Source organism: Tychonema sp. LEGE 07196 (assembly GCF_963890365.1).
Taxonomy (GTDB): domain Bacteria; phylum Cyanobacteriota; class Cyanobacteriia; order Cyanobacteriales; family Microcoleaceae; genus Microcoleus.
Genome location: NZ_CAWPRX010000168.1, coordinates 79281 through 104035, shown reverse-complemented (window position 1 = coordinate 104035; position 24755 = coordinate 79281). Strand labels below are relative to the sequence as shown.

25 protein-coding genes are annotated in these 24755 nt (G+C 46.1%); 14 read left to right on the top strand and 11 right to left on the bottom strand.

The genetic code is table 11. From position 1 onward, the window contains the following. Positions 1 to 57: 57 nt before the first annotated feature. The 3 genes from AACV78_RS19790 to AACV78_RS19780 all read right to left on the bottom strand — a co-directional run bounded on the left by AACV78_RS19790 (position 58) and on the right by AACV78_RS19780 (position 4854). On the bottom strand, positions 58 to 1395 hold the full coding sequence (locus AACV78_RS19790) for a sensor histidine kinase (protein WP_194010333.1): 1338 nt from the start codon (positions 1393 to 1395) through the stop codon (positions 58 to 60). Beyond that, the gene (locus AACV78_RS19785; protein ID WP_194010332.1) at positions 1388 to 4192 is read right to left on the bottom strand and encodes a hybrid sensor histidine kinase/response regulator; all 2805 of its coding nucleotides are present in this window, start codon (positions 4190 to 4192) and stop codon (positions 1388 to 1390) included. The genes AACV78_RS19790 and AACV78_RS19785 overlap by 8 nt, the downstream gene beginning before the upstream one ends. Before the next feature lie 191 nt (positions 4193 to 4383). After that, a complete protein-coding gene (locus tag AACV78_RS19780; RefSeq protein ID WP_339383738.1) occupies positions 4384 to 4854 on the bottom strand; it encodes a Uma2 family endonuclease in 471 nt (156 codons plus the stop codon). A gap of 182 nt (positions 4855 to 5036) precedes the next feature. Between AACV78_RS19780 and AACV78_RS19775 the strand changes: the two genes are divergently transcribed. Together AACV78_RS19775 and AACV78_RS19770 are read left to right on the top strand one after the other, a co-directional pair. Continuing rightward, positions 5037 to 5612, top strand: coding sequence for an HD domain-containing protein (locus tag AACV78_RS19775; RefSeq protein ID WP_194013041.1), 576 nt, complete (start codon positions 5037 to 5039; stop codon positions 5610 to 5612). Between the two features lie 41 nt (positions 5613 to 5653). Next, entirely contained in the window at positions 5654 to 6787 is a 1134-nt protein-coding gene (locus AACV78_RS19770) for an ABC transporter ATP-binding protein (protein ID WP_194013040.1), read from the top strand. A gap of 305 nt (positions 6788 to 7092) precedes the next feature. Here the strand turns inward: AACV78_RS19770 and AACV78_RS19765 are convergent, their stop codons facing one another. Beyond that, positions 7093 to 7272: a hypothetical protein gene (locus tag AACV78_RS19765; protein WP_194013039.1), complete on the bottom strand. Its 180-nt coding sequence runs from the start codon at positions 7270 to 7272 to the stop codon at positions 7093 to 7095. Between the two features lie 5 nt (positions 7273 to 7277). Here AACV78_RS19765 and AACV78_RS19760 point away from each other — a divergent pair, with 5 nt between their 5' ends. After that, complete coding sequence (locus AACV78_RS19760; RefSeq protein WP_194013038.1) at positions 7278 to 7682, top strand: hypothetical protein; 405 nt, start codon at positions 7278 to 7280, stop codon at positions 7680 to 7682. Positions 7683 to 7754: 72 nt separating this feature from the next. On the opposite strand, the gene AACV78_RS19755 is transcribed toward AACV78_RS19760, so the two are convergent. The 3 genes from AACV78_RS19755 to rbfA all read right to left on the bottom strand — a co-directional run bounded on the left by AACV78_RS19755 (position 7755) and on the right by rbfA (position 10532). Beyond that, a complete protein-coding gene (locus AACV78_RS19755) occupies positions 7755 to 7988 on the bottom strand; it encodes a DUF4327 family protein (RefSeq protein WP_228041973.1) in 234 nt (77 codons plus the stop codon). Between the two features lie 356 nt (positions 7989 to 8344). Continuing rightward, positions 8345 to 10021: a glycoside hydrolase family 3 protein gene (locus AACV78_RS19750; protein WP_194074264.1), complete on the bottom strand. Its 1677-nt coding sequence runs from the start codon at positions 10019 to 10021 to the stop codon at positions 8345 to 8347. 70 nt (positions 10022 to 10091) lie between these two features. Then, positions 10092 to 10532 carry a 30S ribosome-binding factor RbfA gene (gene rbfA, locus AACV78_RS19745; RefSeq protein WP_194010212.1) on the bottom strand — a complete coding sequence of 147 codons (441 nt, stop codon included), beginning with the start codon at positions 10530 to 10532 and terminating at the stop codon, positions 10092 to 10094. 200 nt (positions 10533 to 10732) lie between these two features. On the opposite strand from rbfA, the gene AACV78_RS19740 reads away from it, so the two are divergent. The 3 genes from AACV78_RS19740 (at position 10733) to AACV78_RS19730 (ending at position 11803) form a co-directional block, all read left to right on the top strand. Further along, positions 10733 to 11158 (top strand): NUDIX domain-containing protein, encoded by a 426-nt coding sequence (locus AACV78_RS19740; RefSeq protein ID WP_194010213.1) that lies wholly within the window; start codon positions 10733 to 10735, stop codon positions 11156 to 11158. Between the two features lie 135 nt (positions 11159 to 11293). Further along, positions 11294 to 11515, top strand: a complete 222-nt coding sequence (sipA, locus tag AACV78_RS19735; RefSeq protein WP_194010214.1) for a regulatory protein SipA — start codon at positions 11294 to 11296, stop codon at positions 11513 to 11515. Between the two features lie 3 nt (positions 11516 to 11518). Then, entirely contained in the window at positions 11519 to 11803 is a 285-nt protein-coding gene (locus tag AACV78_RS19730; protein ID WP_194010215.1) for a hypothetical protein, read from the top strand. Between the two features lie 210 nt (positions 11804 to 12013). On the opposite strand, the gene AACV78_RS19725 is transcribed toward AACV78_RS19730, so the two are convergent. Beyond that, the gene (locus AACV78_RS19725; RefSeq protein ID WP_194010216.1) at positions 12014 to 15379 is read right to left on the bottom strand and encodes an EAL domain-containing protein; all 3366 of its coding nucleotides are present in this window, start codon (positions 15377 to 15379) and stop codon (positions 12014 to 12016) included. Positions 15380 to 15909: 530 nt separating this feature from the next. On the opposite strand from AACV78_RS19725, the gene AACV78_RS19720 reads away from it, so the two are divergent. From AACV78_RS19720 to AACV78_RS19710, 3 genes are all read left to right on the top strand, one after another. Continuing rightward, positions 15910 to 16350 (top strand): pentapeptide repeat-containing protein, encoded by a 441-nt coding sequence (locus tag AACV78_RS19720; protein WP_194010217.1) that lies wholly within the window; start codon positions 15910 to 15912, stop codon positions 16348 to 16350. A gap of 167 nt (positions 16351 to 16517) precedes the next feature. Beyond that, positions 16518 to 16781: a type II toxin-antitoxin system Phd/YefM family antitoxin gene (locus AACV78_RS19715; RefSeq protein ID WP_194010218.1), complete on the top strand. Its 264-nt coding sequence runs from the start codon at positions 16518 to 16520 to the stop codon at positions 16779 to 16781. Positions 16782 to 16940: 159 nt separating this feature from the next. After that, complete coding sequence (locus AACV78_RS19710; RefSeq protein WP_194010219.1) at positions 16941 to 17243, top strand: type II toxin-antitoxin system RelE family toxin; 303 nt, start codon at positions 16941 to 16943, stop codon at positions 17241 to 17243. Positions 17244 to 17425: 182 nt separating this feature from the next. Here the strand turns inward: AACV78_RS19710 and crtH are convergent, their stop codons facing one another. Further along, the gene (crtH, locus tag AACV78_RS19705) at positions 17426 to 18970 is read right to left on the bottom strand and encodes a carotenoid isomerase (RefSeq protein ID WP_194010220.1); all 1545 of its coding nucleotides are present in this window, start codon (positions 18968 to 18970) and stop codon (positions 17426 to 17428) included. Positions 18971 to 19085: 115 nt separating this feature from the next. Next, positions 19086 to 19388: a hypothetical protein gene (locus tag AACV78_RS19700; RefSeq protein ID WP_228041972.1), complete on the bottom strand. Its 303-nt coding sequence runs from the start codon at positions 19386 to 19388 to the stop codon at positions 19086 to 19088. A gap of 298 nt (positions 19389 to 19686) precedes the next feature. Between AACV78_RS19700 and upp the strand changes: the two genes are divergently transcribed. The 4 genes from upp (at position 19687) to AACV78_RS19680 (ending at position 21976) form a co-directional block, all read left to right on the top strand. Continuing rightward, the gene (gene upp, locus AACV78_RS19695; RefSeq protein ID WP_194010240.1) at positions 19687 to 20337 is read left to right on the top strand and encodes a uracil phosphoribosyltransferase; all 651 of its coding nucleotides are present in this window, start codon (positions 19687 to 19689) and stop codon (positions 20335 to 20337) included. Positions 20338 to 20808: 471 nt separating this feature from the next. Further along, positions 20809 to 21276, top strand: coding sequence for a TMEM165/GDT1 family protein (locus tag AACV78_RS19690; protein ID WP_339383732.1), 468 nt, complete (start codon positions 20809 to 20811; stop codon positions 21274 to 21276). Between the two features lie 78 nt (positions 21277 to 21354). Continuing rightward, positions 21355 to 21669 carry a hypothetical protein gene (locus tag AACV78_RS19685; protein ID WP_194010221.1) on the top strand — a complete coding sequence of 105 codons (315 nt, stop codon included), beginning with the start codon at positions 21355 to 21357 and terminating at the stop codon, positions 21667 to 21669. Positions 21670 to 21682: 13 nt separating this feature from the next. After that, positions 21683 to 21976 (top strand): TMEM165/GDT1 family protein, encoded by a 294-nt coding sequence (locus AACV78_RS19680; RefSeq protein ID WP_194010222.1) that lies wholly within the window; start codon positions 21683 to 21685, stop codon positions 21974 to 21976. 325 nt (positions 21977 to 22301) lie between these two features. Here the strand turns inward: AACV78_RS19680 and AACV78_RS19675 are convergent, their stop codons facing one another. Next, positions 22302 to 22808 (bottom strand): DUF4149 domain-containing protein, encoded by a 507-nt coding sequence (locus tag AACV78_RS19675; protein WP_194010224.1) that lies wholly within the window; start codon positions 22806 to 22808, stop codon positions 22302 to 22304. A 358-nt stretch (positions 22809 to 23166) separates the two neighbouring features. Between AACV78_RS19675 and AACV78_RS19670 the strand changes: the two genes are divergently transcribed. Continuing rightward, complete coding sequence (locus AACV78_RS19670) at positions 23167 to 24453, top strand: MFS transporter (protein WP_194010225.1); 1287 nt, start codon at positions 23167 to 23169, stop codon at positions 24451 to 24453. Positions 24454 to 24755: the final 302 nt, after the last annotated feature.

Genomic DNA, 24755 nt, shown 5'->3' with positions numbered 1-24755 from the left:
ATCGATAATAAAAGTTGAGTTTGTGCGGGGGGGCGATCGCCTTTGGGACATCACCAATCATCTGTATGCTGCCCCAACACAGCTTGTTTGCTGAAAGTCTTTTACAGCGAGATCCTTCACCGGAATTGAAATCACAAACTCTGTACCTTCACCTAAATTTGAGTTGACTTCTAAAGTTCCAGAGTGTTTCTGGACTACGATTTGACGGGCGATCGCCAATCCTAGCCCTGTTCCTTGGCCCACGGCTTTAGTTGTAAAAAGATGATCGAAAATTTTTTGCTTCACATCAGGAGTCATGCCAATCCCATTATCTTGAATTCGGATCGCCACCCGATCTTCCGACAATTGGGTTTTGACAGTAATCTGGTTGCGGTTGGCTTCGATCTGAGCAAAAGTACATCCTTGATTTGATTCCTCAACGGCATCGATCGCATTTGCCAACAGATTCATAAATACCTGATTCAACTGTCCCGCAAAGCATTCTACTTTTGGTAAATCACCATAGTCTGTGATGACTTTAATTTCCGGGCGAGATTCATTGGCTTTGAGGCGATGCTTGAGAATCAAGAGCGTGCTGTCAATGCCCTCGTGGATATCGAAAAAAATAGGGCGATCGCAATCAGAACGCGAGAAGGTTCTTAAACTGGTGCTGATCGTACAAATACGAGCCACTCCTTGTTCCATCGAATCCATCAACTTAGGTAAATCTTCTCGCAAGTATTCCAAGTCTATTTCCTCCACTACTTCCTGTAGTTGGGCGCTCGGATCGGATAGTTCTTGCTGGTATAAATCGATAAGTTGAAATAAATCTTTAATATAATCTTTAGCAGGTTTGAGATTGCCAACCAGAAAGCCGAGGGGGTTATTAATTTCGTGTGCGACACCCGCCACTAAATTACCCAAAACAGACATTTTTTCGCTGTTGATTAACTGAATTTGAGATTGTTGGAGTTGTGTGAGTGCGGCTTCTAAATCAGCGGTTTTTTCAGCTACACGCTGTTCTAGATTTTTGGTTAACTGCCGTAGCTGCAAATGAGTTTTCACCCGTGCTAGCACCTCAATTTCTTGAAAGGGTTTGGTGATGTAGTCCACAGCACCTAATGCAAATCCTTTCAACTTACTCTCAGCATCGGAGAGAGCGGTCATAAAAATGATAGGAATGCGCGCTGTTGCGGGATCTGCCTTCAGACGCTGGCAGGTTTCAAAGCCGTCAATTCCTGGCATTTGAACATCAAGCAAGATCAAATCGGGAGGATAAGCTCGGACTCGCTTCAGAGCGCGATCGCCGTCGATGGCGGTTGCTACTTCATATCCCGCATCACTTAAGGTTTCACAAACTACTTCTAAGTTCGCAGGGGTATCATCCACCACCAGAATTAATTCTGGACTAGACATCTGTTTTCTCCTCTGTCAGGTATTGTTTCAGCAATTCTTCAATTTCTTCGGCTTTAAATTGTTTGGCGAGATTCATAATTTTTGAGGCAAAACCAGCGTAATGAGGGTTACATAGAGCAAGATGCTCTGTGTGTTCTCGCAGCCGTTTTAAGTTGCCTTTGTTTGCCAGATTGAGTAATTCATTTATCTCCAAAATGTCAGGAATTATTATTTCTGGCTCTTCTGAAGTAGTCGTCAAAGTGGATGGTTGAGACTCGTTGGATGCTTGAACTTCATATTTCCACTTTAATTCTAAATGAGTGGCTAAAAGGTTAAATAATTCACTGACATTCACTGGTTTATCTAGGAAATCATTTCCCCCTGCATCTAAACTCATCTGTCGGTCGGCTTGTGTCACCGATGCAGAAGAGACAATAATCTTCTGGTGTCGCAAATTATGTTCGCTGCGAATTTGTTCGAGCAGTTCAAAGCCGTTCATGACTGGCATCATCAAGTCTGTAATCGCTAAATCTGGTGGAGACTGTCGGATTTTTTTCAAGGCTTCAAGTCCATTTTCGGCCTCAGTCAGCAGGAATCCGAGTGGCTCTAGCAAGTTGACGAGAACGGCTCGGTTTTCCCAACGATCGTCTACTACCAGAATACTGCGTCGTTCTCCTTCATAACCAATAATTTGTTTTCCAGTTGCGATCGAGTTTTGCTGTGCCCAATCGGTAGCGATCGCCAGTTCCAGCTCAAAAAAGAAATTACTACCAACTTTGGGCTGGCTTTTAACTTGGATTTGTCCGTTCATGAGTTGGACAATTCTTTGAGCGATCGCCAGTCCTAAACCGGTACCCTCGGATTGGCGCTGGCGATCGCCAACTTGTTCAAAAGCCTGAAAAATTTTATCCAATTGCTCAGGTGCAATTCCAAAACCGGTATCTTCGACTTGAAATCCGATTCTGGGAGCGGACGGATTGCTATGATTATCAATGACGTTAACCTTAAGCTTAGCATAACCTTGGTCGGTGAATTTAATCGCATTTCCTAGCAAATTGAGCAATACTTGGCGCAGCCGTTTTGCATCAACAAACATCCCTTCAGGCAACTGGGGATCGGGATCGTAAACGAAATTAATGTTTTTTTGGTCAGCACGAATGCGACAGATTTCAGCGACACCTTGGAGGAATGAGGGAAAGTGAATCGCTTTAGGTGTAAGTTCTAGTTTGCCCGCTTCAATTTTGGACAAGTCCAACACATCTTCGATCAGCCCCAGCAAATGATTTCCGCACTGGTGCATGATTTCTACCCCATGACGTTCTTTCGCTGGCAACGCGGTACTGCGTTGGAGGATTTGAGCGTAGCCCAAAATACCGTTGAGGGGAGTGCGGAGTTCGTGGCTCATGTTGGCAAGAAATTCACTCTTTGCTTTGTTGGCATTATCTGCTACTTGTTTTGCAGACTGGAGTTCGGCGGTGCGTTGTTCAACTCGCTGTTCTAGCTGTTGGTTAGTTTGCTCTAGGGCGGTGAAGGAATCGCGCAATTGCTGCGCCATGCGGTTAAAGGATTGAGCAAGCACATCCAGTTCTTTAACACCAGAGGCGGCGACGTTTTGGTCGAGTTTTCCTTCGGCGATCGCCGACGATGCCTTACCGATCTGCAAAATTGGTCTAGCAATCCAGCGCGAGGTGTAGATACCCAAAACCGTTGCTAATCCTAAGGCGCCCAAGCACAGCCAAATCGTGTTGGCTGTGTTGGCATTAATTCGTCCCATAAAATCTGATTCGGGCATGGCGACGACTACCAGCCAGTCCAATCCCCATTCATCCTGCCAGGGAGTTACTTGAACAAACTCCCGCTGATTCTGGAGTCGAAAGTCTAGCTGCTGAACAGTTTTAATGCTTTTGAGATCGCCGAAGCGATCGCCTAAATGCTTGGAAGTAGCTTGAATTAAAGCGTCCTGACTCTCAAAACCTCGCAGTCGCTGAGGTGTGCCGTTTGTCACCGAAAATACGGGGGCATCGCTAGAAGTGGCAACGAGTAATCCGTTGCGTTCGAGAATGAACACTTTGCTGGATTTACTAACCTTAACTTCACGTAAAAAGTCACTAATTTGTGAAAGGCGCTGTTCCACTCCCACACTGCCGATCAACTGATTATTCTTGTCATAAATGGGGCGACTCGTGGCGATCGACAGCGGGTAGTTATTAGTCTCCCATTGATAGATTTCGCTCCACCCCGGCTTGCCAGTCCCGGCACCTTTAGCGTACCAGCCTTCCTTCTGGAACTGATACGCTTTGGTGGTTTCAAACATTTTAGTTGGCTGGCTTCGGTCATTCGTCATGTAGTTGTACAGATCGGGATTGCCGTAGCGCTTAGGTAAAACCAGGCTAATCTCAGGATTGCCGTGGTTGAGAATGGTTGACTCGCGGTAATATCCCGATGCGATAAAGTCTCCTGTTTTAGAGCCGTAGAGGATATAGCCAACGTTGTAGGTTTTTACCTGCTTTGCAAAGAATTGAGCGAGGCGATCGGCATCCTGTAAGTTCAACAATCCCAAGTCAATTTGCTCGCCGTTAATTTTAGTCAAATTGCGGGTTGCAGCCGCATAGCTGTCGAGGTGTCGATCAACACGGTTACTCACCTCCCTTTGCAACTTAGTCGCTAGTTCATTCACTGCTGTTTGTCCGTTTCGCAGCGACAGATACCCTGTCAAGCCTACCACCGCGAAGATTTGCAGGACGAAGGGAACAACCAGACAGCTTCGCAGGGAAATTTTTCTAAAGGCTAGAGTAGCAATTGGGGATTTAGAGAGCATAATTTTCCAAAGAATAAATATATATAGCCTTTGTCAGAAAGATGAGCTACTATCCGGCATGGGGCATGGGGCTATCCTCACCACGCTTGAGAACCGTTATAGTGGCCCAGAGATGGTCATTGGCTCCGCTCCGTTAGTAGAAATTTTGTATTTTTTTTTGAGGGCAATAATAATTTATTCTAACAAATTCTTCAAGCCAATAATTCGCTAACTGCGATGCTAAAACCTGGAAGTATAATCTGGGTATTAACAACTTCATTCGCATTAAACAAACGCCAGCCTTGACCTGCATTCACAAATACTAATCTCGCTTCAGCAAATAGCAGCCAGACTTTCTGACAGCCACATTCCAAATATTCCTGAGCTTTCCTAAATAAGTCTTCGCCGCTGTCTTCCGGCGAAGCAACTTCTGCTATCAGGGGAAAACTTTGGAAAAATGCTGTCAAATTGCCTGATGGTGGGAACAGTTCTGGAGTGATGTAAGCGACATTGAGACGGCGGTTTTGTTTGGCAGTTCGGCAAAGTGTTTCGGTAAAAACTTCTCCTCCCTGTCCGCTGGAGTCTTTGTTAATTCCCCAGTAACGGGCTAATTTAGATTGAGCCAAACCATGTTTAAATTTCATGCCTGTTTTCTCCACTAAATTACCGTCAATCCACTTTATTCTCTCCGGCGGCTTGACGAAAAATTATTCTAAAGATATAATGTTTTGCGATTGTATTTTGGTAAGATTTGCCAAGTCATTTTGAGGTTTTTTTGATAAGATTAAAGTAGTTGTCATCGTGATTGCCTCGCTTTACTCAAACATTCACGTCAATACTTTGACTAAACAAATACTCTATTGCAATGATACTCTCAAACAGTTTTTCTGAAGCCCTCACCTATGCCGCCGAATTGCACGCAACTCAAATCCGCAAAGGTTCGGGCGTTCCCTACATTGCCCATTTGTTGGGCACTGCTAGTATAGCTTTAGAATATGGGGCTTCTGAAGATGAGGCGATCGCAGCTTTGCTTCACGATGCGATCGAAGATCGAGGCGGCCCCACCACCCGCGAAGCCATCCGCGCCCGCTTTGGCGATAACGTCACAGCTATTGTAGACGGCTGTACCGACAGCGACGCAACGCCGAAACCCCCTTGGCGGCAGCGAAAAGAAGCCTACATCGCCCACATTCTCACAGCTTCTAGCTCGGTCAGATTAGTCTCGGCTGCTGATAAACTTTATAATGCTCGATCGATCCTGAAAGATTACCGTCAATTAGGCGATACTGTTTGGGAACGCTTCCAAGGCAAAAAAGAAGGTTCTCTCTGGTATTATCGTTCGTTAGTAGAAGCATTCCGCCAAGCTGAGTTAACGCCGATCGTTGAAGAATTAGACCGCACAGTTTTAGAATTAACCAAGCTTTCTGAAGACAAAAAGTAAAAATCAACAACCAATAACTAATAACCAATAACTACTAACAAATGGCCAATGTTCGCTTAGAAAATATTACCCGACGCTACCAAAACGTCACCGCGATCGAGAACATCAGCTTCAAAATCCCGGATGGGGAATTTTGGGTATTAGTCGGGCCCTCCGGCTGCGGGAAATCGACAATTATGCGGACGATCGCAGGTTTAGAAACTGCAACTTCTGGTAATCTTTATATTGGAGATAATTTAGTTAACAACATTCCGGCTAGACAGCGAGATGTCGCAATGGTGTTTCAAAACTACGCGCTTTATCCGCACATGACTGTGGCCGAAAACTTGGCTTTTGGATTGCGGATGCGGAATGTTGACTCGACTAAAATTCAAGAACGTGTCGAAACTGTAGCCCGATCGCTCTCGATCGACCATCTCCTCAACCGCAAGCCGAAACAGCTATCGGGCGGACAGCAACAGCGGGTAGCACTCGGAAGGGCGATCGCCCGCGAACCGCAAGTATTTCTCTTAGACGAACCGCTTTCTAACCTCGACGCGCAACTGCGAGACGATACTAGGGCCGAACTCAAACAACTGCATCAACGGCTGGGAATTACCACGGTTTACGTAACCCACGACCAAGTGGAAGCGATGACTTTAGCTGATAAGATTGTAGTCTTAAATAAGGGAAAAATTCAACAAATCGGCTCCCCGCAAAGCATTTATGCTAAACCCGCTAACCGCATGGTTGCCGCATTTTTAGGCAATCCGGCTATGAACATTTTGCCGGCAATTTATGCTAACGAATCCTTTATTTTGGGAGATCAATCTTTAGCCTGTCCGCCCTCACTGGAACAAAGATTGCACCCTAGAGAAGGACAAGGATTTGATTTAGGCATCCGTCCTGAAAATATAGAAATTTTTAAGCCGCAAACAACAGAAAAAGATGATTTGAAAATCGATCTTTGGGCTTTAGAAAAAGTCCCTCTGGAGGTAGAGGTAAAAGTAGTGGAACCTCTGGGGCGAGAAACTTTAGTCCGGGCGAGTTTACCTTTGTTGAACGCTGAAACTACTATACAGGTGCAAGTACCTGCGAGTGTTCGCTTGCGTCCGGGCGATCGGCTGAAGGTACAGCTTGACTTCGATCGACTATTTATCTTTGACCCCTCCACGGGCGAGGCGCTATATCCTTAACTGGATTCAACCTCAAATCTCACAATCTCAAATCTTCCATAGATTGTCTCGGAATCACGCTGAGTTCAGAAACCCGGTTTCTCTCTATATTTCTCGTCACCCAACCCAAAAAATCAAAGATGTCAAATGGGTTCTATAGCGGTTATCAAGCGTGGTGAGGATAGCCCTGCGCGGACCAATCCCTCCGCAACGCTAGAGCCCCATGCCCTATTCCCAATGCCCTATTCCCAATGCCACATAGTACCTCATCCTGAAAAAGGCTATAGATCGCTCATTACAAAACTTTACACTTGACGTTTCTCAAGTTACAGAGTAATGGTAAAGTTAGTATGTTCGCAAGGAAAAAGCGTCCCCGAGAAACTGATGTTTCCTGATTCCGGGCGATCGCGATCGATAACTTCGGATATTCCCCCAAAAAAGCGGCAAACCCGCCCCATTGGGAGTAACTCGCGAACCAAAAACTCCCAACCGCCTTCTAGCGGCATTGTAGATGAATCCCGACAACCTGCCTCAAATCCTGCAAACAGGATTTCACCTGACTTTAGGTGCAACTTCTTTTTTCATTGAGACCTTGCAAGATCCCTTAAAGCGAGAAGAAAATCTGGACAAACTCCAGTCAGATTTGAGCCTTCTCGCGGATGAGTTGCTGGAAAAAGGGGAAATGACCGAGAAAGAAGCGCGGAATTTTGTCGATACAATTTTCTCCCCACCGGGCGAGAAGGATAATGCAAGCAGCGACGAATCCGTCTCCCACCAGCAGTCCGATACAGCAACTGACACTTTTTCGGAGTCGGTTGGACAGGCTGATGTAAAACAGATTCAAGAATTAACGGCAAAGATGGCAGCGCTGAGGGTTGAATTGGAAAACTTGCGCGCCGAAAATTCCCAGGATTAAAGTCAAAATTCTTTAACACCGCCGGAGTTTAGTTCCAAACTTACTTGCAAGTTTATGTAACGGAACTAAACTTTAGTCATTGTCCCATTTTTCAGAACCGATCAGGTCGCCGATGCGATCGCGCAGCAAGAAGTCGCATTTTTCTAGTTCTCCCTCGACGCAAGACCACTCTCTGGGCGGGATGAACTGACAAAGCGTGTAGATTGGTTGTTGTCGGCTAAGTACGCCCTCACGCACGAGATGGCGTGCTTCATCTTGGATAACATCTAAAGAGTAGTGAAGTTGGTTAATAGTTGAGTTAATCATGATGCGCCCTCAAGGTTTTACTAAAAAAAATTATGTCCCTGGTAATAATATAATCCAAACTTCCGAATATGTAAGTTATTTTTTTTCTGTATACACATATACTCTTGACCGATTGATTAAAAAGGATTATAGGAATCCTGAGTAAGCGATCGGATCTGTTTTCGGATTTTGAAACGCAGCAGATGTTCGAGGCTAACAGGCGGCGGGTTTGCTAAAAAGCTGCATTCACGAATCAGACATCAGTGTCCGATTCGTGAATGCTGAATGGTTGGCCGCCAGCAAAATTTCTGGCGAGAAACCGGGTATATCGATTCAATTGCTGAGCCTGCAAAGGAAATATTCAGGAGTTTGACTGTTTAAGCATGGCTCGTTTTGTCAGTACCGAACAGCAATTCTAAGGCGAGGGATTGCGCGGCCGGCATTTGCCCGAAACAAAATACATAAGGAATACTGGGAGGCAAATGTGGTAAAAATTGCTCTAAAACGTAGGGACTGCCGTAAATTAGCACAGCTTGCAGTTCTCCGGTGCTTAATAATTTCTTAAACCAATCTCTCGCTGCTTGGGTTAAATCGGCACTGCCTCGGAAACAATTACCGCGAATAAAAATTTGTAGCAGTGTCGGAGAAAAATGCTCTGAACTTGCATTATGGGCGATCGCACCTGTGCGATCGTCAATTAGTTGCAATTCGTAACCCAACTCTTCGGGCCGGGCGATCGCCGGAGTGTGTTTTCCCAAAAACTCGCAACCCAAAACATCATCTACAATAATCAAATTCCGCAAAAACTGGTTTTCTGAGGGTTTTTTCGCTATTAAAGGTAGATTTCCCCCAAACTTTAAAGAATCTCGCAAAATATCGGCAGCCGTTGCCCTTGCTTCGGGATTTGCCAGCAAACCTAAGTCGATCGACTCGATCGATTTTGAATTCTTGCTTTCTATATCAACAACAGCAGTTTGATTCTTACTCCCCCCCTTAGCAAGGGGGGGTTGGGGGGGGTCAAAAATCGACAAACCCACCTTAATTTTCGCCTGCCAAATTCGCTTGACAGATTCCTTGATTTGTGCTATCGAAATCCGTCCTTGAGTGACAGCTTCGCAGACAGCCAAAATCGCCCCTTCCGGGTCAAGCGGCATCAGCAAAACATCAGCACCAGCCTCAGCCGCCAAAACAGCAGCCTCGTTATGGCCGTACTTATTGGCGATCGCGCCCATCACCAAAGCATCAGTCACGATCAAACCTTCAAATCCCAACTCTTCTCGCAGCTTCCCGATCAAAATTTTGCGAGAAAGAGTAGCAGGAAACTCGGAATCCCAAGCCGGAATCAGCAAATGAGCGCTCATCACAGCATCGACTCCGCTGGCGATCGCCCGGACAAAAGGAGGCAACTCAACCTCGGTCAATCTCGCTGGCGAATGCGGCAAAACCGGCAATTCCAAGTGAGAATCAACCGCCGTATCTCCGTGGCCGGGAAAATGCTTAGCTGTTGTCAAAACCGGGTGTTCGCCTGCGCCGCGAATAAAAGCACTGGCTAATTTGCCAACAATTTCCGGCGTTTCGCCAAAAGCGCGGACGTTAATCACGGGATTGTCGGGATTGTTGTTCACATCAACGACTGGCGCGAGAATCCAATTTAGACCCATCGCCCTAGCTTCGATCGCAGTCACAGCGCCCATTTGTTCAGCATAGCGATCGGCCGCCGCTGCATCGTGCCGCGCAATTTCAGCAATAGCCATCGGTGGCCCGAACCAAGTCGCCCCGGCGAAGCGCTGGCCGACACCTTCCTCAATATCAGCCGCCAGCAGCAGCGGAAATTTTGCCCAAGACTGCAATTGGTGCGATCGAACCGCCAACTCAGCAGCACTTCCCCCGACCAAAATCACCCCGCCCGCGCCCAACTTTTCCAGATAATAGCGGAGTTTGTCGGCTGTTGGTTCCCATTCGGGATAGCGAATTTGGTGGTCGAACAAGCAGCCGGAAGCCCGCACTACGAACATCTGGGCTACCAATTCGGGCAAGGAAAGATTGTCTATCATGAATTTGTCAGTTGTCAGTTGTCAGTTGTCAGTTGTCAGTTGTCAGTTGGCGGTTGACTAGCTTCAGATACTAATCCTCGTCTGTTTTTAAATCATCCTCATCATCATCATTTTCATTGCCATCGGCCAATTCTTCGTCATCAAACATACCGGGTTTGCGATCGGCAGAAAGCTGATTTAGCAGTATCAGCATTTTATCCCCGCGTTCTAGGGAACGGTCTTCGAGAAATATCACTTCCGGCGTCCGGCGCAGTTGCACCCGTTGGCCTAACTGGTTGCGGACATAGCTAGTTGCCGATTTCAAACCTTCCATAGTCTCGGCCTTTGCCTCATCAGTACCGTAAATGCTGACAAAGATTTTGGTATGCTGAAGGTCTCCCGAAACAATTACATCGGTAACGCTAACCATACCCGCACCGACGCGATCGTCCTTAATGCCGTTCAGCAGCATCAGGCTAACTTCCCGCTTAATCATTGAAGCTACGCGCTCAATGCGACGACTTGTAGCCATAGCAACTATCCCCTACTTTTAGATCGGCCGTTTTCATCCCGATCGACAATTGTAGCGCGATCGGTCAGGGGTTTTACGGGCGATCGGCCCCAAAATTAGGATTAGTTATGACAGGGATGGAGAAGCAGGACGATCGAGCGCAGTTAGTCAATTGTGCAAACCTAGTCCAGGACTCACTCTCAACCTCAAATACATCGAATATGAATATTCCTAAGTCAATTGTTCGCATTTTTCTCATCCTCCCGAAGGGTCAGATTGTGGCACAACTGCGAGATAATATTCCAGATATTGCAAGTCAAGGGATGCTGTCTACTTTTGGAGGCGCCGTGGACATTGGAGAAAGTCCAAAGCAAGCGGCAGTCCGAGAACTGGAGGAAGAAACTTGCCTCCAAACCAATTACACAATGGAATTTATCACAACTTTTATTCACCCAAAGACGCAAAATAATCCCGAAATCATACAGGAAAATCACTTATTTTTGGCGAGAGTTAGCAATTTTGAGGACATAGAAATCAAAGAAGGTGTGGGTTTTGTGGTTTTGAGAAAAGATGTAGATTTTGGGAAAGTAAACGCAGGGGAAGGTACTCAAATGGCTTGGAAATTGTTGCAGGAGTATTTAATATAAAAAATTACATACAATAGACCTCTCCTAAAAAGATACTCAAGAACAGGCAGGATGCCTGTTCCACAATAATTATGGGAGATGTCTAATACTAAAGTCACCGCTAAGCTCAGTAGATTGTCAAAAAACATAAAAACTATGGATAAAGAATTTACCATTGGTCAAAAAGTCCGAGTTGTGGCGATGCCGCCCTACGTGAAAACTGCCGAACCGATGCCGATGCTGCGGCCTGCAAATTTAATTGCGATCGGCGCTGAGGGTGTTGTACTCGATCGGCGTCCCGGCAATTATTGGGGCATTCGCTTTGAAAAAGGTGCTTTTCTGTTAGACAGTCAGTACATAGAAGCAGTTGACAGTTGATAGTTGGCAGTTGGTAGTTGGCAGTTGGTAGTTGGCAGTTGGCAGTTGGCAGTTGGCAGTTGGCAGTTGTTAGTTGGTAGGGGCGGTGGATGGTGCGTGCCCGCCCTCTTAGTTATTATTTGGCAGTTGGCAGTTGTTAGTTGGCAGTTGGCAGTTGTCATTGGGAATTGGGAATTGATATCACAATTAAAATCTGCCTTTTCCTTTTTGCCTTTTGCTTCTTTTCTAGACTTATTGCATAAATCTTTATTTAATGGATATGTCAACTGCAGATGCAAGGCAAATTAAAACTGATAGACGCAGATAATTTAAAAAAATGATCTCGAATGAATGTATAGCCTTTCTCAAAAAAGTGAGGAGAGCCTCATGCCCTATGCCCTATGTCCTATGCCCTATGCCCTATTCCCGACATTCCCTCATCTTTCGCTTGAAAGGCTATAATAGGTGTTCATTACATCCGTTAAATTTGCTAAAAAATTTGTTGCCAAACATCCATTTTTAAGAAGCTAACTTTGCTTCCAAAGTTAGAGGATTAACCTGAAAATCTTCCAATACTTCCTCTATATGGGGAGATGTAAAGTTACAGGGTTGGGGTTTTCCTAAAAAATAACCTTGAGCGTAATCTACCCCAAGTTCCTTGATCTTATCCATAATCGCTTGATTTTCGACATACTCGGCAATAGTTTTAATTCCCATGACGTGAGCAATTTTGGTAATAGCTTCCACCATTGCGATATCAATAGGATTATCTGTAATATTTTTAATAAAATTACCATCAATTTTGATATAATCAACGGGCAAGCTTTTCAGGTAAGCAAAGGAAGACATCCCGCTGCCGAAGTCGTCTAAGGCAAACTTGCAGCCGAGTTCTTTGAGTTTCCAAATTAAGCTTGCTGCTTTGCTGAGATTGGCGATCGCCACGGTTTCGGTAATCTCAAAGCAAATTATTTGTGGCGGTATTTGATGGATAGAAAACTGCTCCTGAATAAACTCGATCAACTTTTCTTGGTTGATGCTGTCGCCAGAAAGGTTGATTGCATAAAGGCTGGGATATTTGCCAAAGGAGGATTGTAAATTAGATTGGGGAGATCCAGCAGGTAAGGTAACTATTCGAGCGCTTTCTGCTTCTGGGTTTTGGACTAATAAATTGGCTGTAAATAATTGAGATAAGTTGCTAAATAAAGTGCGAATTACCCAGCGATCGATCGCCTGCATCAAGTTGTAGCGTTCGGCGGCGGGAATAAACGCCATCGGCGACACTAACTGACCGTTTGCAAGCTGGAGGCGCAGCAAGATTTCGCAGTGGATGCCGGTGGCTGACGGGTTGAGCAAATGTACGATCGGCTGAGAGTACAAGCGCAAGCGATTCTCTTCTAAAGCTTGATTAATTTGCACTACCCACTGGGTTTCGCCGTGCTGTTTGATTAATTCCCGATCGCCCGATCGATAAATCTGCACCCGGTTGCGGCCTTTATTTTTAGCAGCATAGCAGGCTAGATCGACCGCGCTCAACACCGCAGATGTCGATGCTGTTTTGCGATTAATTGCCACCAAACCGATACTAACGCCGATCGAAAAAGTTTTGTCCTGCCACCCAAACCGGAATTTTTGAATGCTTTGCAGCAGCAATTTTGCAACATCTAAGCCCTGTTCTGGGGGGCAATTGTACAGGAGTACAGCAAACTCATCGCCGCCGAGACGCGCCAAAATATCGGTTTTGCGGATATTGCTTTTAAATAGCTGGCTGACTTGGCGGAGCAGTTCGTCGCCTGCAACGTGACCTGCTGTGTCGTTAACTATTTTGAAGCGATCGAGATCGAGGTAAAGCATTACGTGTTCTTCGCCGTAACCTTGAGCGCTGTGCAGGGCGTGTTCTAGCTGATATTCAAATTCGCGGCGGTTGACCAATTGCGTCAAGGGGTCGTGAGTTGCCTGCCAGGTTAACTGCCGCGCTTGAGTTCGCACTTGGGTGACATCTCGGAACACAACGACGGCACCGATAATTTGGCCGTTGCTGGCGTGGATGGGGGCGACGCAGTGGTCGATCGCAAATTCGCGGTTGTGGCGAGCAATCAGCAAGCTGTTGTTTCCTTGGTCAACTATTCGACCTTCGTACAAAGCTATTTCGGCGATATTTTCGATCGGCATCCGGGTAGTTTCGTCAACTATTCTCAGCACGCTGGCGAGGGGCAAACCTCTTGCTTCCGAGGTTGACCAACCGGTGAGTTGTTCAGCAACTGGATTGAGGGTAGAAATGCAGCCGTTGCTGTCAGTAGCGATTACGGCATCGCCGATCGATTGTAGAGTAACTTGAGCGAGTTCTTTTTCCTCAAAAAATGCTTGTTCCATGCGCTTGCGATCGCTAATATCCCGCTGCACGGATATCCAGTGAGTGACTTTCCCCAACTCGCCAGCAACGGGTACGCTGTTAAGTTCCACCCAATAAGTAGAACCGTCTTTGCGGTAGTTGATCAATTCCAAGCGCAGCGGTTCAAGGCGAGAGAAAGCGCGGCGAATTTTGGCAACTTGAGCGCCGTCGCTGTCGGGCCCGCGCAGACAACTGGGTGTTTGGCCGATAATTTCTTCGGGCTGATAACCAGTCATTTGGGTAAAAGCTTCGTTGACGTATATGATGGCCGGATCGGAGATATCGCTGTTTCCCGCATCCATAATCACGATCGCATCGTTAGCGTTAACTACGGCCGATTCTAGGAGTTGCAGCCGCACCTCGGCCTGCTGGCGGGTAGCGATTTCCGTTTCCAGCCGGCTGTTAGTCAAGCTGAGGGAGACAATCGCTTTTTGCAATTCGCTAGTTTGTTGTGCGACTAAATCGTGCAGCAGATCGATCGCCCCGGACATTTCCATCGGATCGAGCACGCGCAGCAAGCTACTTTGAGTAACTATTCCCAACAGTTCTCCGCGTTCGCCCCTTACTAGCAACCTGCGGACTAAACGCTGCTGCATTTCCTGATGAGCTACCCACAGCGAGTCTTCTGGCTTGAGACTAAATAAGGGGCTACTCATCACTGTCAGGGCGATCGTTTGCGACAAATCTATATCTAAAGCTTGAAATTCCACAATATCCCGTTCTGTGACGATACCTACGGGAATTGGGAACGGCAAATTCATCGATAACTCTCTGGATTCTGTAATTACCACGCAGCTAACGCGGTGCTGCGCCATCAACTCAGCTAAACTCAGAACAGACGCTGAGCGAGGCGCTTGAATGACTTCTGCGGTCATTACTTCTTTGACGCTGTGCATTTTCAAGATATTTGCCGGTTGCACCATTGCTTGGCGAATACTTTCTGGGGTAATTACTCCTAGGAGTTGACCGCTGCGATCTAATACTGGCAGGTGGTGAATTTTATGTTGGCTAAGCAGAATTAGGGCGCTAAAAATGTCTCGATCTTCATCATTTGTCAGCGTTGCCGTCGGCTGTCGCATCACTTCTGCGATCGTAACATTTTTTAAATTTTTGCCGGAAGCAATCAAATCGACGAGATCTCTCTCGGTAAAAATTCCTTGTAATTGACAATTTTGAGCAGATTGCCAGTTTGATTGTTCTAGAGATGTTTCTACCACAAAGACGCAGATCCCTCTGGCATCTCTGAGGACGTTTGAGGTGTGCGGATCGGCAATTTCTGTGAGCTGCTGGTAGAGATGGGTTGTTGGAATATCTGCGTTTAGAGGACAAGTCGGGCGCTTTTGGCCCATGAGCGTAATTACTTCTACTAATGGGGTATCTGGCCCAACTGTCAAGGGGGAGCGGTCAATTACTCGATCTAAAGTCGGCAGATACTTGGAGGAATCGTTTTTGAACATATTTAATAGATTTTTGCGATCGCGCTGGCTCTGCGACATTCCAAAAAAGCCCTGCTTTCCAAGCACTAGCTGGAGTTTTACAGCGCTGCTGAGACAGCATAAAAAGTTCTTGTAAAAAATGCACCTGTTATTTGGCCCGGTAGCTGGCCGGTGACGGCTCTAGCTCTACCTACAAAGTTATAAGCCGATCTTTATTTTAAGTTAAATTTTGAGTCTCGTGACACTTTTATTAAAAATAGTGTGTTGGTTTTGATTTTTTGGCGATCGAGTTACCTGCTACAACTATCGATCGCGTTATCAATCATATCCTTCTTTAGAAAGACACATTTACGCACTGTTTTGGCTACTATAGAAGATGTTACTACAAAAAAGCATTGTCTTAAAGTTTGGCATTGTTAAGTTTTGCGACATTAAATTTTGCGAGCTTTAGGAAACCATCTGTGCGCTGTCAGAGGCAATCGATATCACAGTAGATATGTGATATAGATTGCAAGTTGCGAAAACAACCGTGGTAAAATTGTAGATATAAACAGTAGAACTTAAACACATAATAGGCAGAGGAAAAAAATATGAAACGCCATCTATTAACCGCAACTCTTTTAATTGCTCCCTTACTGTTCGCCGGCCCAACCCGTGCCGAAAATCCGGCTCAAGTAAAACAGTTACTGTCAACCGGCCAATGTTTTCAGTGCGACTTGTCGGGAGCAGATTTGACCGGGGCTCATTTAATTGGTGCAGATTTGAGAGAAGCAAATTTGCAAGGTGCTAACCTCTATCGCGCTAACCTCGAAGGTGCTGACTTGACGGCGGCTAACTTGACTGGTGCTAACTTAACCGCAGTTTTCTTGACTAACGCCAGTTTAAATGATGCAGACCTCGATCGGGCAAATCTGACCGCAGCCATCATCAACACCGCCGACGTATCCGGTGCATCAATGGAAGATATGACCATTACTGATGCCAAAATCTACAATACCAAAATCGGTGTCGGCGGCAGCTACGACCAGTAAACTCTTTTTAAAGAAAGAATGCAAAGCACCCTTTTCCAGTTAAAAAACCCGGTTTCTCCCCAGAAACCGGGTTTTTAATTGATACGTCCTATTTGAACCCAGGTGCTAAATTAAAATTAGTATTGCTTTAATGCTCATAATCTTAATTCAAGTTGTCAAATACAGCCATGTCCAAACGACTCACCATTGCCCAAGCACAGCAGCAGCTTCCCAACCTACTTCAAGAACTCACCGATCAGCCGATCGTGATCACTCAAGATGGTGTTCCCGTTATGGCGGCAATCAGCTACAACTATTTGACTGAACTCCTCGAAACCTTGGATATTCTCACCGATATTGAATTCGTTACCAAACTTCGCCAAAGCATCACCCAAGCAGACGAAGGCAAAACTGTTTCCTGGGAAAATGCTAAGGCAAAACTGGGACTATGAAAGGCGAAGCAAATTCAATCGAATACGAAATCCAACTTACGCCGTTGGCCCTGGAAATGTTGGCGGAAGTCAATCGATTTTAGATTTTAGATTTTAGATTTTAGATTGACCCCACGGATAAATGCGGGGTCTTGAGGATTTTAGATTTTAGATTTTGGATTGATTCCACGGATAAATCCGGGGGCTTGTACCATCAATAAATTCTTGGTCAAAGATAGACGAGAACAGGAGAAACTGCGCGATCGCATCGATAAACTCAAAATTGAACCAGAGAAGCAAGGCAAAGCGCTTGTTGATAACTTATCTGGATTTCGCAGTATCCGAGCCGTTGGACAGCGCTATCGCATTGTTTACAAAGTCGAGCAAGAGCGAGTTATGGTTGTTGTTGTAGGACTGGGGAGACGTAAAGATGGTGACAAAAAAGACATTTACTCTATCCTAGAAAAACTTTCAGATATATAGCCTTTCTCGTAAAGGTGAGGTATGTCCGACATAGGACTCCGTGGGCATAGGCCTCCGTGGGCATAGAGCATAGGCCACCGTGGGCATACCTCATCTTTCTGAGAACCGCTATATAACAGAATTACCTCCCAATCCATAAGTCCTGAGTTAGAAATGGGGCAACCTGTGTTGCCACATTTCTCCTAGAACCCCAAATCCACAGCAATTCGGTGCGCGCAAGCAAAGCCAGAAAACGCCACCGCATTTAAACCCTGTCCCGGAAACGTACTGTCGCCCACACAATACAAACCAGGCATAGAAGTTCGATTAAACGGCATTCCCAACAAACCCATTAACTTCTGTCGCGGAATCGGCCCGTAAGTTCCGTCTTCGCGGCCCAAAAAGCGGCGGTGAGAACGCGCAGTCCCCACTTCCATATAATCCAAACCAGCATCTAAACCGGGGAAAATTGTTTCTAATCTGTCAATAATTCTCCCCGCAGCCTCTTCTTTTTTCTCCTCGTATTCCTGCGCCGCCAGTCCTTCCCACTCTTCCATCCAACTCGAAGTAAAAGCGTGAACGATGTGATATCCTGCCGGAGCTAAATCCGGGTCTAGCACGGTCGGAATTGAGACTAAAATAGTTCCTTCCGGCGCTTCCATTTTGTCCCAAGCTTCTAACAAAATGTGGTGGCAGGCAGTACCGGCAGGGATGGCGCTTGCTTCCACTCCCAAATGTAAACTCAGGAAACTCGGTGCTTTTTGATAGCGCTGCTGCCATTTCTTCTCGCTAGCTGGCATCTCTTCTGCAGGCAGCAATTTTTCAAAAGTATCCCAGCGCGTGGCGTTAGAAACTATTCGCTTGGCGCGGTAAACTTCGCCGGTTGCGAGTTCGACTCCGACAGCGCGGCCGTTTTCTGTGATAATTTTTTTTGCTTTAGCTTTGTATTGAATTTTCCCGCCGCATTTTTCTAATCCTTCGACCAATTTTTGGGCAATTTGACCTACTCCGCCTTTGGGATAATTTATGCCGCCGTAATGTCTGTCGGAAAATACCATTCCGGCGTTAATCATCGGTGTTAAGTCTGCGGGTACTACAGACCAGTAGTAGCATTCCATGTCGATAAATTTTAGTAAAGTCGGGTCTTTTATGTAGCGCCGCGCAATGTCGCCAGTATTTTGAGGCAAATATTTTACTAATCCCAAACAGGCTAAAGGATTTTGAAAGAAGACTCGCACCAGATATCCCGGTTCTTCTAGGGATAGCAATTCCATGCCGTTGAGGCAGTTGAAGACGTTCCAGCATTCGCCATAAAATTTCTGGATTCCTTGGCGTTCGTGGGGGAATCTGTCGATTAATTCTTGCAAGTATTTCTCATAAGGCTGGGGAACTTCCAAATCCAAGCCGTCGGGTAGGTGATAGTGAAGCTGTACGGGGTCGGGAATTGTTTCTAGGGTGACGTTGACTGCTTTGAGGGCGCGGGTGAGGAGGTTGGTGGTGCCGCGCTGTCCGAATCCAAATATCATGGAGGCTCCGACATCAAATCTGTAGCCTTCTCGATCGAAATATCCAGCACTACCGCCGGGAATTGTGTAGCTTTCGAGCACCAAAACTTTGGCTTTCTTGGCTGCTAGCTGGGTGGCTGTCACGAGTCCGCCAATGCCGGAACCGATGACTATCACATCAAACTCTTGCTCTGTAGGGCCGGAGTTGGGAGAGAATAACTGGGATTGAGTAGGAGCTGACATTGGGTTAAAAATCTTAATATTGAGATAATTTTACAGTCGATCGCCCTTCCTGAACTCTTGCCTCTGCGATTTTCCCTCTACCTCTGGTGTGTCAGCCTGTTCTAGCTTCTAGCTTCTAGCTTCTAGCTTCTAGCTTCGGATGCCTTCTTGTGTCTTCCTTCTTTCTTCTTCCCTCGGACTTCTTCCCTCTTCCCTCGGACTTCTTCCTTCTTCCCTCTTCCCTCTTCCCTCGGACTTCGGATGCCTTCTTCCCTCGGACTTCTTCCGACGGACTTACATCCGTTACATAATCCGTTACATCCGTTACATCCCGTACATTGCTCGTTGCCGAACTTCCCTCGGACTTCTTCCTTCTTCCCTCGGACTTCTTCCTTCTTCCCTCGGACTTCCAAAAAAAAATGCGGGAACAGTCTACCATTGCCGACTGCCCCCGTCTGCCGATCCTTTGAGAGGAGAACACTAAAAATTACTATAGCCTTGTTGCTAATTAATGTCAACACTATTAAAAAAATATTTCAATAAGTTGGCGGCGGTCGGCAAACCAAGCCAGTTGTAGGATTTTCCATTTTCGATTTTCGATTTGAGATTTTCGATTAAAGATTGTGATAAGTTGCACAGAGCGATCGTTAGCGAAGCCCGCCCCTACGGGGGCTACAACGAAAACGATCGCTCTGTGCATAAAATCCCTGAAACCTAGCAATCTCGGCAATTTCCTCATGTCCCTGCAACTGCGCGTTTACGTTCCTCCACATCCGTTAATTAAACACTGGCTGGCTGTCGCCCGCGACGCGGCCACCCCATCGGTACTTTTTCGTTCTGCGATGACAGAATTGGGAAGGTGGCTGGCCTACGAGGCAATTCGAGAGTGGCTCCCGACTGTGGAGACAACGGTGCAGACACCTTTGGCACAATGTCCGGCGACGTTTATTAACCCGGAAGCTCCGTTAGTTGTGGTACCGATTTTGCGGGCGGGTTTGTCGCTGCTGGAAGGAATTCAGACGGTGGTGCCGCTGGCTTCGGTTTACCATCTGGGGATGGTGAGGAATGAGGAGACGCTGGAACCGAGTTGTTATCTGAATAAATTGCCGGCGCAGTTTAACCCCCAAACGCGGGTGATAATTAGCGAGCCGATGCTGGCGACTGGTGGTACGATTGGGGCGACTATGCGGGAGTTGACTTCGCGGGGAATTGATCCGAGCTTGATTCGGATTATTTCTGTGGTGGTTGCTCCTCCAGCTTTGAAGATGCTGAGTGCAGAGTACCCGAATTTGATTATTTACACGGCGACGATCGACGAAACAGTCAACGAACAGGGTTTTATTGTACCTGGTTTGGGTGATGCGGGCGATCGAACTTACGGCACCTAATACAATTTTAGATTTTGGATTGTGGATTTTTGATTGTGGATTTTTGATTGAAAAATTGATTCCACAGATAAATATCGCGGTTGTATCATTTTTCCCAAATCGTGCAACTGTAGGGAAGTGTCATATCATGTGCGATCGATTACCATAACAAAAACGGATCGCGCGTGCCGAATGCGAGTCCGCAACGCAAGAGCGGACACTGACTGACGTAATACGAACCTTACTGATTGCGGTCAATCAACCGGACATGATATCAAACTCATATCCAGTGAATCATCCCCAATCTAAAATCTAAAATCTAAAATTGTCTGGTTCGATTTCTCCGTATTTAGGCGCGGTGAGTGGTTTCTGGAATCAGTTTCTGGAAACTCCGGTAAAAAAGATTACCCGGACGCCAGTAAAATCAGGCACAGAGAAAGTTAAGATTAAAACTATAAGTCAAAAATAAATAGCGTTTAGCACTCATTGCCCGTGAAACTTGATTCTTTACCGCCAAGCTTGTCTGGTTCTGACTCACCCACCCCCAATTCCGACTTGCCGCAACACCTACAAACACAAATAATAGAGGCTTCTAAGAGTTGTGCTGCTTTAACCCCGGAGCAGGATGAACTCTCAGTGAGTACAAATGCCGATATTTGTCAGGAAGAAAAAGGACTGAAGCCCAACCACTGGGCAATTTTTGCTTCGACGTTTGCAACTATTTTTTTTGCTGAAATTGGAGACAAAACTCAGCTCGCGATTTTGCTGATGACGGCTGAATCTCGGAATCCTTGGATTGTTTTTGCGGGTGCGGGTTCGGCTTTGATAGCAACCAGTTTGCTGGGGGTTTTGCTGGGAAGGTGGATGGCTAGTCGGATTGCTCCGAAAACTTTGGAGAGAGCTGCTGGGGTGATTTTGCTGGTGATTGCGGCGGCTTTGCTGTGGGAAGTGCTGGGATAAACGATTGAAGAATTGAAGAATTGAAGAATTGAAGAATTGAAGAATTGGTAATTATATCATGTCCAGTTGCACTCATACATGATGTTAACTGTTAACAGTCAACAGTCAACAGTCAACAGTCAACACTCAGCAGTCAACACTCAACAGTCAACACTCAACAGTCAACACTCAACAGTCAACACTCAACAGTCAACACTCAACAGTGAATTTACTATTCGGATGAAGAGAGGATTTGATATTACTGATTGGGTGGAGGTAAGTTGCAAGAAACCGGATTTCTGGCTGCATCTTTGGGTGAAACCGAAGATTTTGGAGAGAAACCTGGTTTCTGGGAGCCTGTGGGTAAGTCTACAAATTCCATCGGTGCGCGTTGTGCGCCCTACAAATTCATAACTGAAAAATAAACATGGATTGGCAACTTTTAGGAATAACTTTTATTACGGTGTTTTTGTCAGAATTGGGTGACAAAAGTCAATTAGCTACGATCGCCCTCGGTAGCAGTTCTAACTCGCCCAGGGCTGTATTTTTCGGCACTGCGTCGGCGCTGTTGCTGGCTAGTTTAATCGGTGTTTTGGTTGGACAAGGTACGGCGGAGGTGTTACCGGAACAATTGGTAAAGACGATCGCGGCGATCGGATTTGCGGTGATGGGCTTGCGGTTGCTGTGGCCAAAATCTGATGAGGCGGAAGCTTCCGAGTAGGATTGACTGAAATATAGCCTTTTTCAGAAAGATGAGGTACTGTGCGGCATTGGGCGAGCGCGAAGCGGAGGGATTGGGCATTGGGCGAGCGCGAAGCGGAGGGATTGGGCATTGGGCATCGGGCATTGGGCGGAGCGAAGCGGAGGGATTGGGCATTGGGCGAGCGCGAAGCAGAGGGATTGGGCATTGGGCATACCTCACCACGCTTGAGAATCGCTATATATCAAGATGGCTAAAATTTCCAAAAATTAACGGCGGGTGTGAATTCACGCCCGCCGCTAATTTTTGAGTTTTCGATCAACTCAACCTCTGAGGATTGTGTCGGTTAAACTTGGTTTTGGTAGCACCAGCCCACCAAGGTAGCGCCGAGGGTCAACTTCACAGCTTCCAAGACAAAATATCCTTGGTGCAGTAAATTCATCCCGGCGGGGATTTCTGCTGCTGAATCGAACAGATTTAGCTGCATTCCCAAGGCGCTCATTTGAGGTGTGAGGCTGTAGGTGTCAATTAGGGCGATCGCCAGAAGTACCAATGATAATATGATTGCTGTGCGACTGCGCTTGCCGAAGTCACCGAATAAATTGCTCAAAACCATCAAACCCGTTGCTACCACGCCCGAACAGATCAACTCAACGCGGTTGAATCCCCAGAACATCATATTTCCGGCTGTTGCAAACTCAGGAGATGTCATCATTCCCGATACAAACAGGCTGGGCATAATTACTAAATCCATAATCAGGCTAGCGCTGAGCCAGAAAATTAGGGCTACCATGACAATTGCTTGCCAGCGCGGTTTGATTGATTCCACTCTTGATGTTGTAATAGCTGTCATATAATTAAACCCACTAAATTTTTTTCTGCCTTTTCTAGAGTTTAACTAACTTTTCAAGAAAATCGTGTTAAGTATTTTTAAATGAATGGTAACTTTTTTAACTGACTTAGAAGAATTGTTAAGCTGGCGGGAAAATGTTCGATCGCGCGATCGAACATTTGTAATTTTAGGCGCAACCGCAGCGGATTGTTTTATAGATAATTAACGGCTAAAAGCTGACGCACGCTACTAATTTAGTCGGTTGTAGGGTGGTGCGTCAGCGGCGGATTGTTCGATCGATATATTGACCGCTAAAAGCTGAGACACCCTATTAATTTACCACTAATTGCTAACTCCATCGACCTACAATCTGCTGTATATGCCTAAATTTAAATTTCAACTATCATCTTGGCTTCCCCGTCTCCCCACTCAAGTCTGGATTCTCGCCGCAGGCAGATTCCTCTCCCAAAGCGGCACCGGTTTTACTTTATTTTACGCGCCGATCTTTTTTGTCGATCGCGTCGGTTTATCTGCAACTGCTGTTGGTATCGGTTTGGGTATCGGTTCAATTGCGGGAATATTCGGCCGCGTTTTGGGCGGTTCTTTTTGCGATTCTAAATTTTGGGGAAGGCGGCGAACTTTATTGCTGGCGACAATGATTGCGGCTGTCGCTTCTTTTGTACTGGCGGCAACTAATAATTTCGCCGGCTTAGTTGCAGGAAATATACTGATGGGTTTTGGCGTGGGTTTGTATTGGCCTCCAACGGAGACAATGGTGGCGGATTTAACGGAGGGCACGCAGCGACAGGAGGCTTTTGCTTTGACGCGGCTTGCTGATAATTTGGGTTTGCAAGTTGGGATTATTTTTGGCGGTGTTTTGATTGCGGTAACGGGGAATTATCGATCGCTCTTTATTATCGACGGTATCTCGTTTATAGTGCTGTTTGCGGTGGTGGCGATCGCGATTTCAGAAACCTACAAACCTTCTACTGCAACAGATGCAAGCCCAAAAAATCTCAAAAATGGCTGGATGGTGGCGTTGAACGATCGCACTTTGCTAGTATATGCCTCGGTAAATATTTTGTTCACTCTCTACATTTCCCAAATTCAAACCACGATGCCGCTGTATTTTAGTAAGTTTGTGCAGGTGGGGACATCGGGAACAGGCTTTTCTACAGGTACAATTACCGTTTTGTTTGCTTTTAGTACATTTTTAACGGTAGCTTTGCAACTGCCGATTGTGAAAGCTTTGAGGGGGTTTTCCCATCCAAAAGCTTTGATGATTTCGGCGCTGCTGTGGGGAATGGGATTTATCGCGATCGGCTTGACGGGAATGGCAGCAACTGGCAATCTATTTTTAGCTGTTTTAGGATTGAGCTTTTTATCCTTAGCGACAGTTGCTTATACGCCTTTTGCTTCGGCTTTGGTGGTGGATTTAGCGCCGGAGTCTTTGCGAGGCGTGTATTTGGCGCTTAATTCTCAGTGTTGGGCGATCGGCTATTTAATCGGGCCGCCCCTGGGCGGTTTCGCCTTGGATCGGGGTAAATGGGGGGCGGATAATTTTTGGTTGGGTTTGGCTGTTAGCGTGATATTGGCGATCGCGATTTTGCGAAAGCTCGATCCCATGTTGAAAGAAAAAATCATTGCAAAAAAACAACTCTTGTGATATATAAACTAGACAAATAAATAAATTTCCAAAAATGCCGATCGCCCTCAAACTGCGATCGGTATAGTTCGCACACACACCCGAACCAAGAAACCGGATTTTGGAACCGAAATAGAAAGTTTTAAGCAAATATTGTGCTTAAAAACCCAGTAGATCGATCCTCGCCCATGCGTCCGCGAACGGAGGCAATTATTTTATACAAAGTCGCCTCCGTACACACTCTATCTGTATGTTACTTCGGCACACTTGACCCCTACCAATCGTAGAGGGACATCATTTTGTGGCAATTCCTCACATTTCTT